A 16,329-nucleotide genomic window follows, 5' to 3' on the forward strand; every position below is an offset into this window, starting at 1 on the left:
CCCGCCCCCGCCCCCGCCCTGCCCCTGGCCGGTGTCCGCGTCGGCGCCGTCGTCGGCCAGGCGCGCGTACTCGAGGTACGCCGCCAGCGTTCCGGCCGCACCGCCCAGCGACACCGGCAGCCCGCCGTCGAGCACGCGCCGGACCCGGACGGCCGCGTCCAGCACCAGCTGCCGCCAGCCCGCGGCCTTGAGCCCGAACGTCGTCGGCACCGCGTGCGCCGTCAGCGTCCGGCCGGCCATCGTCGTGTCCCGGTGCTCGCGGGCCAGCTCGGCCAGCGCCCCGGCCGTCGCGTCGAGGTCGGCGGCGAGCGGCCGCAGCGTCCGGTCGGCGACCAGCATCATCGCCGTGTCGAAGATGTCCTGGCTGGTCGAGCCGCGGTGCACGTACTCGGCCGCGCCGGGCGCCACCGCGCCGACCGCCGACGTCAACGCCTTCACCAGGCCGACGACCGGGTTCGCGGTCGCCCGCGACCCGCGCGCCAGCTCGACGACGTCGATCCGCGCACTCCCGGCGGCTTCCGTGATCGCGTCCGCGGCCTCCGGCGGCACCGTCCCGAGCCGCGCCTGCGCCCGCGCGAGCGCCGCCTCGGCGTCGAGCATCGCGCGCAACCACGCCTCGTCTCCGGTCGTCGCTTCGGCCGGCGTGCCGGCCCGCACGGGGGACAGGAGCCCGGAGTCGGGGTCGACGGTCATGGCGTCAGCATCGCACGCGCACGACCTCCGCGACGGCCGCGCGGCCGCGTCTGGCACGCTCACCGGCCATGACCAGCGCCCCGTCCGCGGAGGACTCCGCCGGCGACGAACCCCGGGGAATCGCCGCCGAACGGCTGACCTTCTTCTCGGACGCCGTCGTCGCCATCGCGATCACGCTGCTCGCGCTCGAGCTGCCGCTGCCAGAGGGCCCCACCAGCGCCGAACTGCTGCGGTCACTCGGTCATCACCAGTCCGAATACGTCTCCTTCCTGATCAGCTTCGTCGTCATCGGCGGGCACTGGCGCGCCCACCACCGCCTGTTCAACTACGTCACCGCGCTCGGCGGCGGCCTCGCCCGGCTCACCTTCGGCTGGCTCCTGACGCAGGTGATCATGCCGTTCGCCACGAAGGTGCTGGCCGAAAACGGCGGGTTCGAGTTCCGGTTCGTCTTCTACGCCGTCGTGCAGGTCGTCGCGCTGACGCTGTTCCTCGTCATGGCCCGGCAGATCCAGCGGCACCACCTCTACCGCGCGGACACCCCGCCGGAGCTCTTCGGCTCGGTGTACCGCGGGATCGGCGCCCTGATCGCCGCCTTCGCCGTCTCCATCCCGGTCGCCTTCTTCACGCACTGGGCCTACACGTGCTGGATCGTCATCCCGATCGTCGTCAACCTCCTCTTCCGCGTCCGCCGCCGGACGGCCGCTGCCTGAGCTGTCACTCGCCGGTCGCGCCGTCGATCCGCTCGCGGACCAGGTCGGCCTGCCCGATGTGGCGCGCGTACTCGCCGATCATGCGCAGCATCAGCCACCGCAGGGTGAACGGTTCGCCGGTGCTGCGGCGAGTGCCGGTCTGGTCCATGGAGCTGGCCTCGACGATCTCCCGGGAGCGCGCGCATTCGGCGTGCCACAAGGCGAACGCCTCGTCGACGTCGCCGCCCAGGTCCGTGAAGTCCTGCTCCGGGTCGTCGTCGGAGTAGTACAGGTTCGGGACGTCCTCGCCGGTGAACTGGATCCGGAACCACCAGCGCTCGACGCCCGTGAGGTGCCGCAGCAGGCCGTGCAGGGTCAGCGTCGACGGTGGCACCGAGCGTTCCGACAGCTGTGCGGGGTCCAGACCGGCGCATTTCAGCTCGAAGGTGCGCCGGTAGTACTCCAGGCTCTCGGTGAGGGCCTGGCGTTCGTCCGCGACCGGTGCCGGGTCGCGTCGGGGGCCGGTCAAGCGGGGCGGAGCGGCCACCGGGGTGGTGTGTTCGGTCATACGCGGAGCGTGCCACAGGGGTCCGACAATTTCGGATCACCGGGGTGGCCGGTGACCGGGCAACCCGCCGAAACCCCAGTTCAAGCACGGTTCGGCGAACCCGGTAACGAATTTCGGGGTGCGCCGATCTGATCTTCGTCACCCTGCTGCGCACGCCCGTCTTCACCGGTCGGAGCGGCACCCCTCGGTTCGGAACCAGGAGATCACGACTATGCAGCGAACCGGACGAAGAACCGCCGTACTGGCCGCGCTGACCACCGCGGTCCTGTGCGCAGCACCGGCCGTCGCGGCCGCGGCGCCGCCCCCGAGCACGATCGACGTCAGCGCGACCACCGTGCGCGCGGGCGACACGCTCACGGTCACCGAGCAGCTGACCAACCCGACGGACTTCACGGTCACCGGCGCGAAGGCGGCGCTCTACGTCAAGGAGAAGCCGATCGCCGACGTGCTGGACCTGGTGTCCTGCACCGGCGCGATCGCGCCGTGCGCGCCGTACCTCAGCAGCTTCCGCGGCGGTGTCGGCGACCTGGGCGCGGGCGAGAGCCGGACGGTGACGTGGACGCTGCACCTCAAGGACGACGTCGAGCCCGGCCAGTTCACGCTCCAGCACCAGTTCGCCGGCGACAACTACGCGTTCGACGTCGAAGACGGCCCGGTGGTCACGATCGCCGCGCCGGCCAAGGCCGACGTCAAGATCGCGCTGACCGGCACGCCCCACGCCGGCCTGGTCGCCCGCGTCGACTACGTGATCACGGTGTCGAACACGGGACCGGCCTCCGCGACCGGCGTCCGCGTGACGGCCAACCCGGGAACGGCCCGCACGATCACCGCGGCAACGGGCTGCACCCGCTCGGGCGCGACCCTGACCTGCGCGATCGGCACGCTGGCGCCGGGCGCCACGGCGACGGCGAAGTTCACGTCGGAAGGCGGCTTCTTCGCGTGGGGCGCGTTCACGGCCACGGCCCAGCGCACAGCGAGCGCCCCGGCCGACCCGAACGTCGCCAACGACAGCGCGTCGAAGAAGTGCAGCGCGTACACGGGTCTGTTCGTCCAGTGCTGACGGCCTGACGCGCGGGTCCGTCCACACAGGAGTGTCAGAGCGAGAAGGCCGCCGACCGGCCGCGATTCCGCACCGCGTCGGCGGTCTCTTCGACGGTTTGTGAAGTGGTGTCCAGGACATGCCGTTCGATCTCCCCGAGCCCACCGAAGGCGGCATGCACCCCCTTGAGCGGCTCGACGTCGTAACCCCCGCGGGCATAGCCACAGGCGGCCTCGGCGATGACACCGAGCACGACGTCGTTCTGCCGGGCGGCCTCGGGCAGGTAGGGCGGAACGAACCCGGTCCGGATCCAGACGTAGAAGCTGCTGTCGGTGTGCAGGTGCACGGCAGCCCGCGGCGCGTCCTCGGTGACGAGCCGCGCAACGCTCGACTTCCCGGCACCGGGCGGCCCGGTGCGGATCAGCACGGAACCAGACTTGCCATCATGGCGAGCCGACCTGCGAAGAGCCAGTCTTGACCTCCCCGGGAGCGTGACCCGGACCCGGAGTGCAAGCAGCTGACCGGGCCCTGGCTAAACTGGTGGCGCGGGCCGTTAGCTCAATTGGTAGAGCTGCGGACTTTTAATCCGTAGGTTCTGGGTTCGAGCCCCAGGCGGCCCACAAAAAACCAGGTCAACGCTTGCGTCCGGCCGGACCGAGACCATCCGGCCGGACTCGTCGAGCAGGGCCGAACTCGCAGCGGCGTGTTCCCTCTGCAGGCCGTATCTGTCTTTCAGGCCGGGCTGATCGACTCGGCGGAGCTGCGAGCCGGATCGACCCTGTCGGCCGCGTCCGCAAGGCGGTCGGCCCGGCGACGTCGAACCACGAGGGCCAAAACGACGAGGCCAACCAGGGAAATAACGGACAGCAGCGTCCACGGGACAGCCCACGAGTGTGCCGTGGTGTCGGCCCCCGCCAGGGGAGCGGTCGAGCCAGCCGCGTCCGTCAGCAACGGGATCAAGGTAACCGTCGCAGCGAGGTACAGCGTGGGCGTCACGCCGTGGACAGGCGTGGTCACCTGCCAAGTCTCACCCGGAAGCAGCTGCGGTGAGTCCGGCACCGGCTGCGCCTGGACCAGCCAGGTCCCGAACGGCCCCGACACCGCCGCGGACTGGCGTGCGGTCACGATGGCGTTGCCGGTGTTGCGGATCGTGTAGCTGACGGTGGCGTCCCGCGTCTCGAACGGAGGTCAGGATGCCGCCCAGATGGTCACCCGCCTTGGCGTCGGAAGGAACCATTACGGTGAAAAGGACTTCTGCTGTCTGTCCAGCTTGGACAGTGAGGTGGTCCGTGCTCGGGTGGACCCAAGCGCCGACGCCCGTCGACGGCTTGGTCTTCGCGAGGAGGTCGAGCTGGCCGGTTCCGGTGGTGAAGGCGTCCGCGCCGTAGACAGCCAGCTCGAGCGGGCTCGTGCCGTGGTTGGTGATCGTCAAGCCGTCGGTGATCTGTTCGCCCGCGTCGGCGGTGTAGGTGAAGTTCTCGCGGTCGGCGCCGAAGTCGTTGGCCGCCGTCGTGATCGTCCACGGCACGGCGTCCTGGGCGGCCACGGGACCGGCCGTGGCTCCGGCGAATGCGGTCGCGGCCAGCAGGCTGACGACGGCGCGGGCGATGGAGGGCATGGGGAGTCCAAGTCGGGAGTGGTCCGCGGGGCGAGGCCGCCCCGCGGACCGGCAACGGATCAGTTCAGCGTGGTGATGGTGCGCCCGGGGCCGGTGGCGGGCTGAGGCCAATAACCCCAGCCGGTACACCGAGAGCATCAGCGAAGCCGTGAAGCTGGCGCCGGACCTGATCATCAGCACCGGCAAGGACCTCGTCGACGCGCTCGCCCTGGTCACGGCCAGCCACCTCGACCGGCAGTTCCTCGTGCTCGGCGCCGAGCTGGCCGAACCGACGGCGAACGTCACGGCGGCCAACTGACCGGGAGCCTCCTTCCGCGGCGAAGGACTCGGCACGTCGACGGGCTACGACCCGGCCTCGTTCACCCCCGCCCGCGCGGCGGCCGCGGTCCGGGCCGGCGTCGCGAGTGTGCTCAGCGGCTTGACCGGGATCGTGATCCGGCTCGGCTAACGGCTTGCCGTCGGTGCCGGATCGAGTGGAATTCCTCGATGCCGGGCGGCAACGCGTCGCCGTTAGGGTGGCGGGCATGGACGCGACCAGGTGGCTCATCGTTCTCCGGCACGCGAAGTCGGACTGGTCGGAGGGCCTGCCCGACCACGAACGGCCGCTCGCGCCCCGGGGCGTCCGCGATGCGCCGCGGCTTGGCCGGTGGCTTGCCGAGACCGGGCGCGTTCCCGAGCTGGTCGTCTGCTCCACCGCCCGGCGGACCCGGGAGACCTGGCAGCGCGTCAGCGGCGAACTCCCCGCGTCGCCGCCCGTCGAGTACGACGACGATCTCTACGGCGCCGACGTTCCCGAACTGCTGAGCGCCGCCCGCCGGACGCCGTCCGACGTCACCACGCTCGCGCTGGTCGGGCACGAGCCCGGGGTCAGCGACGTGACCCTGCACCTCGCCGGTCACGGGGAGGCGACCCTGCAGGTCCAGACCAAGTTCCCGACCGGCGCGGCGGCCGTGCTCGCCACCACGGATCCCTGGGACGAGCTCCGCACCGCCCGGCTCGTCGCCTTCTTCCGGCCTCGCGACTTCACCGACTGAGCCCTGCGGTCCGCACTCGGGCATTGCCTCGGCGATGTTCACATGCGTACGCTCCATTCACTCACAGGTCTGATGTTCATATTTGTGAATGGAGCGGACATGGTTCTCCGCCACACCGTCGTGGCCGCAGTAGCTGCGCTCGGCCTCGTTGCCACGTCGTTCGCCGCGCCGGCCGAAGCCGCGTCGTGGCCTGCCCCCTGCACCGTCCCGGTCCTCGGGCCGGTGTGTGCCCCCGACACCACCGTCCTCGACGGCCAGCAACTGCTTCGGACGAAGTTCGCCGCTCTCGTCGGCGAAAGAACGTCCCGCACGGCGCTGAACAACCTTCTCGCGGCGGCGAAGACCGACCTCACCGCGGGGCCGTGGAGTGTCACCTCGAAGAAACAGGTGCCGCCCAGCGGCGACAAGCACGACTACCTCAGCCTCGCGCCCTACTGGTGGCCGACCACGCAGCCGACCGCCGAAAACCCGTGGGGCTGCCCGTTCGTGCAGCGTGACGGCCAGCGCAACCCGATCGTCGACGAGATTACCGACCACGCCTACCGCGGTTCGGCGTTCGCCGCGATCTACCGGCTCGCGCTCGCCTGGTACTACACCGGGGACACGCGGTACGCCCAGCGTGCGGCGCTCGACCTGCGTACGTGGTTCCTCGACGCCGCCACGAAGATGAACCCGAACATGAACTTCGCGCAGGGCATCCCGTGCAAAGTGGACGGCCGCGGCATCGGCATCATCGAGTTCTCCTACACGTTGACCCAGGTCGTCGACGCCACCGCGATCCTCGCCACCGGCGCACCCGGGTGGACCAAGACCGACCAGGCCGGCATGACCGGCTGGTACACGCAATTCCTCGGCTGGCTGCGCACCAGCAAGAACGGCACCGACGAGGCCAAGGCCCAGAACAACCACGGCAGCTTCTACGACATGCTCGTTGCCTCGCTCGCTCTCGGCACGGGTCAGCGGGACGTGGCCGCAGCCGTCGCGCGGGACGCCGGCCCCCAGCGGATAGCGGCGCAGATCCAGGCCGGCGGCCCGCAACCGCAGGAGACGAGCCGGACCCGCAGCTGGCACTACTCGGCGTTCAACCTGGTCGCGCTGACCCGGCTCGCGCAGATCGGCAAGCACGTCGGCGTCGACCTGTGGCACTACACCGCACCCAGCGGCGCCACGCTGTTCTCCGCCGTCGACTTCCTGATCCCGGGAGCCACGCAGGGCCAGGCCGCTTGGCCGTACCCGGAGCTGGACTTCCGGCCGTACGCGGCACTGGACGTCCTGCACGCGGCGGCCGACGCGGGCGACCGGGCGGCGCGGACGGCGCTGCCGCGGGTGCCGGCCGAGCCGGGTGGCGACCTCTACCCGGTCCGGCCCGCCGCCGAACAACTCGACGACATTTCGACGTCCTGACGGCGCGGAAAGGGCCCGGCTTTTGCGCCGGGCCCTTTCCGGTGGAATCAGACGCCTGCCACCTGGGAAATCCAGCTGCGATAACGCGTGATGTTCGTGTACGCGGTGTTGTTCGACCGGTCGCTGGTCGACGCGACGCCGACCTGGCGGCCGGACGCGAACATCGGACCGCCGGAGTCACCGCCGGCGGTGATGCCGTTGACGCGGTTCGCGCACACCGCGACGCCGCCGGTGTAGTCGCTGCAGCTGATCGAGTTCACCCGCACGGTCGCGACCTTGAGGTAGCGCGACTGGCAGTTGATCTCGGAGCCGCACTGGCTCGTCGCGCCCCAGCCGTAGACCGAGACGTTCTGCCCGACCGAGACGTCACCGACACTGCCGAGCGGCGAGTAGGTGGCGTTCACCGAGGTGGTGAGCCGGACGATCGCCAGGTCGGCGGAGCCGGGGTAGCGGGTGATGGTGGAGCCGGTGGCCGTCGTGCCGCCGCTGGACTGGTCCAGGCTGCCGATGCGGAACGTGTAGGTGCCGGAGCTGCTGACGCAGTGCTTGGCGGTGAGGATGTACTGCGGCGCGATGATGGTCGCGGTGCAGTTCTGCTGGCCGTTGACGAACAGCCGGGCCGCCCAGGGGCCGCTGGTGGCGGTGCTGCCGCCGATGATCGACGGCTGGGCCTGCGGGGTGCTGTCCGCGGCGGCCGGACCGCCGAGCCCGACGACGGCCAATGCGGTGCTCGCGGCCAGCAGGACGAACTTGCCGAATTTCACGCTCACTCCTTTTCACACGGGGGAGAACCGCGTGGGGGAAAGCCGGTGGGGACCGAACTCCAGGATTGTCCGAGTTCTCGGCGAATGTCCGGAACCGACGAAAGTCGCCGGTCGAATCCGTATTTATTGCCCGCGGCGGGGTACGTGCAGTTCCCTTAGTGTTCCGAGCTTGAGCGTGCGCGCCCGGGACATGGCGACGACCGGTGCCGCCCCGGGGCACCGGTATCGGGCCGCTCGGTCCTCGGGCGGCTTTGAGTTCAGGGGAGGTTCAGGCGGCGATCTTCGCCGGGGCTGTCTTCCGCAGCCAGTACAGCCCGATGACCGGCAGTACCAGCGGGATGAACAGGTAGCCCTCGCCGTAGACCGACCAGACGGTCGGGTGCCGGAAGGCGGCCGCGTCGACGAGGCTCAGCGTGCCGATCGTCAGCACACCCAGCAGTTCGATCGAGCAGGCCGCGAGGGCCACGCGCCACCAGCCGTCGCCGCGCCGGGCCAGTGCGATGGTCGCGACGATGTAGACGGCCGCGGCGAAGGCCGAGAGCAGGTAGGCGAGCGGAGCTTCGTGGAACTTCGTGCTGATCTGGACGCCGGCCCGCGACGTCGCCGCCAGCGCGAAGATCGCGTACACAGCGACGAGCACCCGCCCGGGGCCGCTGGCCGTCCTACGCTGTTGCTCCACTCCACACCTCGTTCAGTCGCAGCACCATCACCGGGATGGCCAGGCAGGCGATGCCGAGCACCGCGGTGCTCGACCGGCTTCGCTCGGCCAGCGCCCAGGCGGCGCCGACGGGCAGCACGACCAGGCAGCCGATCAGGTAGGCCAGGTAGGTCGCCAGGCTGCCGGGCCGCTCACCGCCGGCGAGCAGCACGATCCCGATGACCAGTTGCGCGACCAGCAGCAGTTCGAGCCCGGCGAGCGCGACCAGGAGCGGGTTGTCCGGCAGCCGGTTGCGAGCCGACTGCACAAAGCTCCAGAGCGCGACGAGCGTGGCAGCCATGGCGACCGTCACGGCGAATCCGAAGATCACCCGTTCCTCCTTCCGGTCCGCCGGCCGTCAACTTACTCCGTGGTACCCGCTGGTCCGTGCGCCGAGGTGCCGCGGGCGTGGTGTGGGCCACCGCATCGATCCTGCCTGCTCGACGGCCTCGACACGAAATACGGGTGACGTGAAAATGAATCACCGGTCGTGTTGATGGCATTCTGCCAATTCGACGGGCATTTGAGCTGGTTCTTCACTGGACCTGCGCAATGTCTCGGGGAAACGTTTACGTTACAACTCTTTGGTGTGACGTGTTCGGTCGAGAGGATCACCCTGGGTTCGACTACCGGCGAGTAAGTGACCTTTTTGCCTACCTCGGATAGCCCAGTTGAACCGCCGGGTTGGCGGATTGGCTCAGGGCGGTTCGGCGTGGGGGAATATTCTCCGTCCCAGAGCCTTGATGCCTGGGGATCGTACGGAGGGGTATCTCGGATGGACCTGCGCCACGAAGCATTTTGCTTCGCTGATCCGTTGTTCTACGACGAGCAGCGGGAAAACGGCGCGCCGATCGACGATTTCACCACGACGCTCCCGCTGCCGGAAACCGGCTGGGTCGCCTCCGGCAAGGGAATCTGGCGCGCGATGCGCCCTGCAGGACGGGCTCTTCCCGCGCAAGGCTGGAAGATCCGTGTCTCCGCCGGCCCGGACAACGCGCGCCGCGTGCTTGCGCAGGTGTACGAGAGCTGCGTCGAGCACCGGATCGCGTACGAGCACCTCCGCTCGGCGTCGGCCTTGCTCGCGCGGAATTCGAAATACGCCTCCCCGGTCGGCGGCGTCGAGCTGGCGGCCGTTTACCCGGCCGACGACAACGAACTCGAGCGAGTGCTCGCGGACCTGTCGACGCGGCTCGCGGCTGAGCACGGTCCTGACATTCCGAGCGCCCTTCGGTACGGCGACGGACCGCTCTACGTGCGTTACGGAGGATTCGACGAACAGTGGGTCGAGCATGACGGTCACCGCGTTCCCGCGGTCCGCAAGCCGGACGGCAGGCTGGTGCCCGACCGGCAGGGGCCCACGTTCGCTGTGCCCGATTGGGTGAAGATTCCGGCCTGTTTGCAAACCACGATCGCCGCGCGCAGGCGCGGTGCGCCGGTCCAGTTCCCCTACCGGCTGACGAGCCCTCTCCGCTCCTCGATCGGCGGCGGCAGCTACCTAGCCGTCCCGAAGGCGGGTGGGGATCAGGTCGTCCTCAAGGAGGCCCGCCCGCACACCGGCCTCGACGAAGGGATGGCCGATGCGGTCGAACGGCTCGGCCGTGAGCACGACGTGCTCGTCCGGCTCGCCGGCATCCCCGGCGTGCCGCAGGTCCTCGACCGGTTCACCGTCTCGGAACGCCACTACTTGGCGGTGGAGTACCTACCCGGCACCTCCCTCGACAGCTGGATGACCCGCAACCACCCGCTGACCGGCCATAGTGCGACGGCGGCCGACCTCTCCGCCTACGCGCGGCGCGCGCTGGACATTGTCGCGCGAGTGGAGAAGGCGATCGAGGCGGTCCACGCCTGCGGCATCGTCCTGGGCGACCTGCACCCGCTGAACATCCTGATCGACGAAGACCACGACGACCGAATCTCCCTGACCGACTTCGAATCGGCGTTCGACGTCGAGCCTGGCATCCGGCCGGCGCCGGGTACGCCCGGGTTCTCTGCTCCGGAGGACCGCGCTGGCTTCGAGGTCGACGAGCATGCGGTGGCTGCGTTGCGCCTGTTGCTGTTCCTGCCGCTTCTCCCGCTGATGAAGCTCGCCCCGGCGAAGCTGCGTCGTGTCGCCGGCTTCGTCGAACACCGGTTTGCGCTGCCTGAGGGGTATGCCGATGGCGCAGTCTCGGTGCTGGCCCCGCGTGGAGGCGCTGCGGAGCCGGCGCCGCTCCACACCGAGCTCGACCACGACAAACCGGACTGGTCGCTGGTCCGCAAGCAGATCGTCGAGGCGATCCTGGCCAGCGCGACCCCGGCACGCCAGGATCGGCTGTTCCCCGGGGACGTCGAGCAGTTCGAGGTGGGTGGCGCCTGTTTCGGCGTCGGGGCTGCGGGCGTGCTGCACGCTCTCGACGTCGTCGGCGCCGGGAGGTTTCCCGAGCACGAACGATGGCTGATCGAGTCGGTCCGTCGTGACCCGCCGACCCGGCCGGGCTTCTACGACGGCAGCTCAGGGATCGCCTACGTGCTGGAGAGCTTCGGACACCACGACGAGGCGGGCAAGCTGCTGGCGTCGTGCGCCCAGCTCGTCGAGCAGATGACCGACCACTCCCTGGAGAGCGGGCTGGCCGGGATCGGGCTGACGATGTTGCACTTCGCGACGGTGCGGCAGGACAACGAGTTCGGCCGCCAGGCGCTGACCACGGCCGTCCGGCTGGCCGAGGCGCTGGAGACGGCGGCGCCGCCGGGGAACTCGGCCCGCGCCGGGCTGCTGTCCGGCTGGTCCGGGCCTGCGCTGCTGTTCGTGCGGCTTTTCGAGCGCACCGGCGAGCCGGCCTGGTTGTCGTTCGCCGACCAGGCGTTATGCCGTGACCTCGAGGAATGTGTCGAGGGCGGCGACGGCTCATTCCAGGTGCGCGACGGTGTGGCCCGTACGTTGCCCTACGCCGGCGTCGGGAGCGCCGGGATCCTCCTGGTCGCGGAGCAGCTGGCGCGGCACCGTCCCGATGCCGAGGCATGCGAGAGCGTCACCGCGCTGCGCGATGCCTGCCGCGGTGAGTTCGTCATGCACCCCGGCTTGCTCAACGGCCGGTGTGGGCTGGCGGTGGCGCTGGGCGCGAACGCGGGCGCGGGCCAAGCCGTCCGCGCGGCGATCGACCAGCACCTGGCCTGGCTGGCCTGGTACGCGGTGCCGTACAAAGGCGGCCTTGCCTTCCCTGGCGACCGGCTGCTTCGGCTCTCGATGGACGTCAAGACCGGCAGTTCGGGGATCCTCCTCTCGCTCGCCGCTCTGCTCGATGGCAGCGAAGTCCTGCCCTTCCTGGGTGGCACACCGCCCCACCTGGCTACCGGCCGGTGACGATGCCGCCACGACGGCCCGGGGCGGGCGGCCAACCTCCCAGCACCGGGAGCTAGCCGCCCGGGGTAGAGGCGCGGTCGTTGCCGGGGCGCCTTCCGGCAACGAACCGCGACCTCTACCTGGCCGTCTGCGGTCGTGGTGCGATCGCCGGCGGGGCGCCTTCCGGCACGGCTCCGCAGGCTCCACGACCGCGTGTGGGCAGTGGTGCGTCCGCGCGCGGGACGCCTTCCGGGAACGGCGCGCAGCCACTGCGAATCCACTTCTGTGCCGAGCCGGCTGCTCACACCCGTGCCGCCACCGGATCGACGCCTAGGTCGCCATCCGTGTGACCAGCCGCTCCGGTGAGCCGTCTGCTCGTCCACTGTGGATCGATTTAATGCGCTTTCAGCTTATCGCCGTCGGTGGGCCGCGGAACCCCTCGGTGGGAATCTGTGGACAACTCGCCGATTGTTGCAGTGCCTGTGGACAACTCGGGCTGATCGGCCGGTTCTGTCGGTGCCGTCCGGCATCATCGGAAGTGCAGGAAGAACGCAGCCCGCGAATCGACACCGCCGGAAAGGAGGTGACCCGGTGGCGGAGCACCTCACCCGGGCTGCAGCGCTTCCAGCGCCTCGCGCAGCTTGCCGGACACCGGCGTCGGCCGGCGGGACTCGCGGTCCACGAAGACGTGCACGAAGTGCCCTTCCGCGACCAGGGACTCGTCGGCGGCGTACATCCCTATCTCGTAGCGGACGCTGGACTTCCCGAGGTGCGCCACCCGCAACCCGACCCGCAGCGACCCAGGAAAGGAAACCGATGCGTGATACCCGCAGTGCGACTCGACGCACAGCCCGATCACCGCCCCGTTCTCGATGTCGAGGCCGCCCTGCTCGATGAGCCACGTGTTGATCACGGTGTCCATCAGCGAGTAGTGGACGACGTTGTTGACGTGGCCGTAGACGTCGTTGTCCTTCCAGCGCAACGGCACTGTCTGCCAGTGCGGGTACCCGTTCACCACAGGGACACCGACTCGCGCAGGATGACCGAAAGGTCGTCCGCGGACGCCTCGCGCGGGGCGGTGGCCAGCAGGCGTTGCTGCTTCAGCGTTCCTTCGACCAGGGAGTCCACATCGGACTCCGTGTAGCCGACGGCGCCGATGCCGTCCGGGATGCCGATCTGCCGCATCAGGTCGATCAGCACCGCGGGCAGGTGGTCGGCGAAGTCGCCGGGCCACTCGAAGTCGGGCGCCAGGAGGCGTGCGACGCGCAGGTGGCGGTCCGGGGCCGCGCCGAAGGTGAAGCGGAACGCGGCGGGCGCGGTCAACGAGACCGCCATGCCGTGCGGAACCATGGGTTCTTCGCCCGGGTAACCCTCCGGGTGGAAATCCCTGACCTGCCCGGCGATCGGGTACGCGTTCGCGTGCGGGATGTGCACGCCGGCGTTGCCGAACCCGAGTCCGGCGAACGTCGCGGCCAACGCCATGGCCTCACGCGCCTTGAGGTCGGCACCGTCGCGCACGGCGGCCGGGAGGGCCCACGACAACAACCGGAGTGACTGCTCGGCGAACATGTCGGCCAGCGGGTTCGACCCGCAGTACGGCACGCGCTGTTCCGGGCGCTTGCGCTCGAACTCGGTGTACGGCTTGGCGGTGTAGCTCTCCGCGGCGTGGCACAGGATGTCCATGCCACTGGCGGCCGTCACCGCGGGTGGCTGGCTGACGGTGAGCCGCGGGTCGACGACGGCCAGGGTCGGGCGCAGCCGCAGGTGGCTGATCCCGCTCTTGACGCGCAGCGACAACACGTCCAGGACGCAGACCGTGGTGCTCTCCGAACCGGTGCCGGTGGTGGTGGGCACCGCGACCAGCGGCTTCAGCGGACGGTCCGGTGCGCGGCCGCCGCCGACGGGGGCGTTGACGTAGTCCATCAGCTCGCCGTCGTTGCTGGTCAGCAGGTTCGCGGCCTTGGCCGTATCAATGGCCGAGCCGCCGCCGACGGCGACGAAGGCGTCGTACGGGCCTGTTCCGCGGGCGAAGTCAACCGCCTTCTGCATGCTGACATCGGTGGGTTCGACGTGTACGCCGTCGAAGACCTCGGTCTCGATGCCGTAGCCGGCGATTCCTTCGGCGATGCGGTGCGGCCAGCCGGTCGCGGCCACCTGTGGGTCGGTCACGACGAGGACGCGGTGCGCGCCGTACTGGGTGAGGTCGTAGCCGATTTCGTCGCTGGCGCCGGTGCCGTACTTCAACGCCGGTGCGCCATAAGTAAAAACTGTTTCATGTTCGGTCGCGGCCAAGTCTGCGGTCCTCGCTCCCTTGATCGGCTACCAGTCGGTCAAATCGGACATTCGGCCCATCCTTGTCCGGTTTCGGTGAAGATCACTTGACTGCACTGAACGGTGCCCGCCTAAGCTCTCCTCATTAGATACCAACTGGGAGCGACCGTCGCCCAGACGGCCGTGCGGATCCTGACCGAGGCGCGTGTCCGCCGCGTGTACGCGGTGGTCGGTGAGTCCTTCCTGGAACTGCTCGACGCCCTGCAGCGCGAGCGGGAGATCACGCTGGTTTCGGCGCGGCACGACGCGGGCGCGGCGTTCATGGCGGAGGCCGAGGGCAAGCTCACCGAACGTCCCGCCGTGCTGCTCGCCAGCCGGGGACCGAGCGCGGCGAGCCTGGCCATCGGCGTCCAGACGGCCTACCAGGACGAGACGCCCATGGTCGTCCTGCTGGAGACGCCGGCGACCGAGCCGGTGTGGTCGTCGTCCGGGGAACTGCCGACGTCGGACCTCACGGCCATGTTCGAGTCGATCGCCAAATCGACACTGCGGGTGACCGACCCGGACGGCCTGCCCGGGCTGCTGGCGCACGCTTTGACGACGTCGCAGGAGGGCCGGCCGGGGCCCGTTGTGCTCGGCGTGCCCTGCGACATCTGGGGCATGCCCTACGACGCGGCGAAGCCGATGGCGCGGGTGCGGCCGCCGGCGTCCGGCACGCTGGGCCGTTCGGCGGACGCCGTCGCCCAGCTGGTGGACGAGGCCAAGTACCCGGTCGTCATCGTCGGCGGGCGGGCGCGGTCGGCGCGGGACGAACTGATCGCCGTCGCCGACGAACTCGCGCTGCCCGTCTACAACGCCTTCCGGCGGCAGGACGCCTTCCCGGAGAACCACGCCCGGTACGCCGGGCACCTCGGGCTCGGCATCCCCGCCCGGCAGCTGGACGCGCTCGAGCGCGCCGACCTCGTGCTCGCGCTCGGCACCCAGCTCGACGAGGTGACGACGCAGGCCTACCGCTACCCGACGGCGCAGCAGACGCTGGTCATGGTCGGCACCGGCATCGACGTCAGCCCGAAGCGGCGGGGGCTGACCTTCCGCGTCGACTCTGAAGTCGAGCCGTTCCTGCGGGAGCTGCGGGCGGTGGCGTCGCCGCGGACGCGACGGGCTTCGGCGGCCAACGCGGCCGTCCACACCTTCATGACCCCGCCCGACACCAGCGGGAACACCCGGGTGCACCCCGTCGACGTCGTGCGCGCGCTGCGCAGGCTGGCGCCCGAGGACACCATCGTGACCAGCGACGCGGGCAACTTCGCGCAGTTCATGCACCGCTACTGGTGCTTCACCGCGCCGCGCAGCCAGCTCGGGCCGAGCAACGCCGCCATGGGCTACGCCGTGCCGGCCGCCGTGGCGGCGAAACTGGCCGAACCGCGGCGGACCGTCGTCGCCATGGTCGGGGACGCCGGGACGCTGATGACCGGGCAGGAGATCGAAACCGCCGTCCGGTACCGGGCGCCGGTGATGGTCGTCGTCTTCCAGAACGGCGTGCACGGGGCGCTCGCCATGCACCAGGCCCGCACCTACGGCAGGCTCACCGGGGTCTCCATCCCGTTGACCGACTTCGCTTCGTGGGCGCGTGGCCTGGGCGCCGCCGGGTACACCGTGGACGATCGGGAAGAGCTCGAGCCCATCATCGCCAGCGCGCTGGTGCGGCAACGGCCGTGCGTCATCGACGTGCGCACGGATCCCGACGTGGTGACCCCGGACGTGCGGCTTTCGGCCCTGCTCGGGCAGGCGCGGCCGCAACCTCCCGCACAGTAAGGATTCTGCTGCGTTTCGTTCCGGAAAAGGCGGGAATGTCGTGTGGTAGCAGGGCGTTGGCTCGGGTAGCCTGACGGTGTTCCGGTGGTGGTTCGCCGCTGAACCTTCCCGGCCGAGTCCCGGCGGGAGACAACCGGTTTCTGTCGGTGCCGCATGGCACCATCACGGTCATGACCCGCGCCGAAGCGGGCAGGGAACGAGGGGAGTTTCGACGTGACCGATCACCAGCACGCATCCGAAGCAGTGCGGAAGTCCTCCGGCGTCGTGCCGGTGCTGTTCAGCGCCAGTGCCGAGGCCCACGACGACGCCGTCATCGCCGGCGAGCACGACACCGCGTGGCGCTCGCCGTTCGCGACCGAAGGGCTGCGCCCGGCGAGTGGCGAATAGCTCACCCCGCCCGGGTGAAGACCGCTTGTCC

The 16,329-nt window shown here is 70.1% G+C and carries 18 protein-coding genes and 1 tRNA gene; 9 read left to right on the forward strand and 10 right to left on the reverse strand.

What is annotated here, in order from left to right:
- A partial coding sequence (locus OO60_RS40070; RefSeq protein ID WP_244885649.1) for a lyase family protein occupies positions 1-693 on the reverse strand: 693 nt, incomplete at its 3' end.
- A gap of 68 nt (positions 694-761) precedes the next feature.
- Here OO60_RS40070 and OO60_RS40075 point away from each other — a divergent pair.
- Entirely contained in the window at positions 762-1,403 is a 642-nt protein-coding gene (locus OO60_RS40075; RefSeq protein WP_003083715.1) for a TMEM175 family protein, read from the forward strand.
- A gap of 4 nt (positions 1,404-1,407) precedes the next feature.
- On the opposite strand, the gene OO60_RS40080 is transcribed toward OO60_RS40075, so the two are convergent.
- Positions 1,408-1,950, reverse strand: coding sequence for a DinB family protein (locus OO60_RS40080; RefSeq protein ID WP_003083718.1), 543 nt, complete (start codon positions 1,948-1,950; stop codon positions 1,408-1,410).
- Between the two features lie 211 nt (positions 1,951-2,161).
- On the opposite strand from OO60_RS40080, the gene OO60_RS40085 reads away from it, so the two are divergent.
- Positions 2,162-3,010, forward strand: coding sequence for a COG1361 family protein (locus tag OO60_RS40085; RefSeq protein WP_003083721.1), 849 nt, complete (start codon positions 2,162-2,164; stop codon positions 3,008-3,010).
- A gap of 34 nt (positions 3,011-3,044) precedes the next feature.
- Here the strand turns inward: OO60_RS40085 and OO60_RS40090 are convergent, their stop codons facing one another.
- Positions 3,045-3,416 (reverse strand): ATP-binding protein, encoded by a 372-nt coding sequence (locus OO60_RS40090; RefSeq protein ID WP_003083724.1) that lies wholly within the window; start codon positions 3,414-3,416, stop codon positions 3,045-3,047.
- A gap of 120 nt (positions 3,417-3,536) precedes the next feature.
- On the opposite strand from OO60_RS40090, the gene OO60_RS40095 reads away from it, so the two are divergent.
- Positions 3,537-3,609: transfer RNA gene (locus OO60_RS40095), tRNA-Lys, on the forward strand.
- 112 nt (positions 3,610-3,721) lie between these two features.
- Here the strand turns inward: OO60_RS40095 and OO60_RS45260 are convergent.
- Both OO60_RS45260 and OO60_RS44820 read right to left on the reverse strand, forming a co-directional pair.
- Complete coding sequence (locus tag OO60_RS45260; RefSeq protein ID WP_155848900.1) at positions 3,722-4,006, reverse strand: hypothetical protein; 285 nt, start codon at positions 4,004-4,006, stop codon at positions 3,722-3,724.
- A gap of 10 nt (positions 4,007-4,016) precedes the next feature.
- Positions 4,017-4,607 carry a WxL protein peptidoglycan domain-containing protein gene (locus OO60_RS44820; RefSeq protein ID WP_003083730.1) on the reverse strand — a complete coding sequence of 197 codons (591 nt, stop codon included), beginning with the start codon at positions 4,605-4,607 and terminating at the stop codon, positions 4,017-4,019.
- 148 nt (positions 4,608-4,755) lie between these two features.
- Between OO60_RS44820 and OO60_RS47600 the strand changes: the two genes are divergently transcribed.
- From OO60_RS47600 to OO60_RS40115, 3 genes are all read left to right on the forward strand, one after another.
- A complete protein-coding gene (locus tag OO60_RS47600; protein ID WP_003083733.1) occupies positions 4,756-4,905 on the forward strand; it encodes a hypothetical protein in 150 nt (49 codons plus the stop codon).
- 226 nt (positions 4,906-5,131) lie between these two features.
- Complete coding sequence (locus tag OO60_RS40110; RefSeq protein ID WP_003083736.1) at positions 5,132-5,641, forward strand: SixA phosphatase family protein; 510 nt, start codon at positions 5,132-5,134, stop codon at positions 5,639-5,641.
- A 99-nt stretch (positions 5,642-5,740) separates the two neighbouring features.
- Positions 5,741-7,045 (forward strand): alginate lyase family protein, encoded by a 1,305-nt coding sequence (locus tag OO60_RS40115; RefSeq protein WP_033263340.1) that lies wholly within the window; start codon positions 5,741-5,743, stop codon positions 7,043-7,045.
- A gap of 47 nt (positions 7,046-7,092) precedes the next feature.
- On the opposite strand, the gene OO60_RS40120 is transcribed toward OO60_RS40115, so the two are convergent.
- From OO60_RS40120 to OO60_RS40130, 3 genes are all read right to left on the reverse strand, one after another.
- Positions 7,093-7,809 carry a S1 family peptidase gene (locus OO60_RS40120; protein ID WP_033263341.1) on the reverse strand — a complete coding sequence of 239 codons (717 nt, stop codon included), beginning with the start codon at positions 7,807-7,809 and terminating at the stop codon, positions 7,093-7,095.
- A gap of 268 nt (positions 7,810-8,077) precedes the next feature.
- Complete coding sequence (locus OO60_RS40125) at positions 8,078-8,449, reverse strand: hypothetical protein (protein ID WP_004563001.1); 372 nt, start codon at positions 8,447-8,449, stop codon at positions 8,078-8,080.
- A 22-nt stretch (positions 8,450-8,471) separates the two neighbouring features.
- On the reverse strand, positions 8,472-8,837 hold the full coding sequence (locus OO60_RS40130; RefSeq protein ID WP_004563002.1) for a hypothetical protein: 366 nt from the start codon (positions 8,835-8,837) through the stop codon (positions 8,472-8,474).
- Between the two features lie 444 nt (positions 8,838-9,281).
- Between OO60_RS40130 and lanKC the strand changes: the two genes are divergently transcribed.
- Positions 9,282-11,846, forward strand: a complete 2,565-nt coding sequence (lanKC, locus tag OO60_RS40135; protein ID WP_033263342.1) for a class III lanthionine synthetase LanKC — start codon at positions 9,282-9,284, stop codon at positions 11,844-11,846.
- Positions 11,847-12,429: 583 nt separating this feature from the next.
- On the opposite strand, the gene OO60_RS40140 is transcribed toward lanKC, so the two are convergent.
- Together OO60_RS40140 and OO60_RS40145 are read right to left on the reverse strand one after the other, a co-directional pair.
- Positions 12,430-12,843 (reverse strand): acyl-CoA thioesterase, encoded by a 414-nt coding sequence (locus OO60_RS40140; RefSeq protein WP_004563005.1) that lies wholly within the window; start codon positions 12,841-12,843, stop codon positions 12,430-12,432.
- On the reverse strand, positions 12,837-14,069 hold the full coding sequence (locus tag OO60_RS40145; RefSeq protein WP_004563007.1) for a hydroxyacid-oxoacid transhydrogenase: 1,233 nt from the start codon (positions 14,067-14,069) through the stop codon (positions 12,837-12,839). The genes OO60_RS40140 and OO60_RS40145 overlap by 7 nt, the downstream gene beginning before the upstream one ends.
- A gap of 183 nt (positions 14,070-14,252) precedes the next feature.
- Between OO60_RS40145 and OO60_RS40150 the strand changes: the two genes are divergently transcribed.
- Both OO60_RS40150 and OO60_RS47290 read left to right on the forward strand, forming a co-directional pair.
- Positions 14,253-15,911 carry a thiamine pyrophosphate-binding protein gene (locus tag OO60_RS40150; RefSeq protein ID WP_081656122.1) on the forward strand — a complete coding sequence of 553 codons (1,659 nt, stop codon included), beginning with the start codon at positions 14,253-14,255 and terminating at the stop codon, positions 15,909-15,911.
- Positions 15,912-16,124: 213 nt separating this feature from the next.
- The gene (locus OO60_RS47290) at positions 16,125-16,298 is read left to right on the forward strand and encodes a hypothetical protein (protein ID WP_004563011.1); all 174 of its coding nucleotides are present in this window, start codon (positions 16,125-16,127) and stop codon (positions 16,296-16,298) included.
- Positions 16,299-16,329 lie beyond the last annotated feature (31 nt).

Origin of the sequence: Amycolatopsis vancoresmycina, assembly GCF_000716785.1 — a bacterium.
GTDB classification, from domain to species: domain Bacteria; phylum Actinomycetota; class Actinomycetes; order Mycobacteriales; family Pseudonocardiaceae; genus Amycolatopsis; species Amycolatopsis vancoresmycina.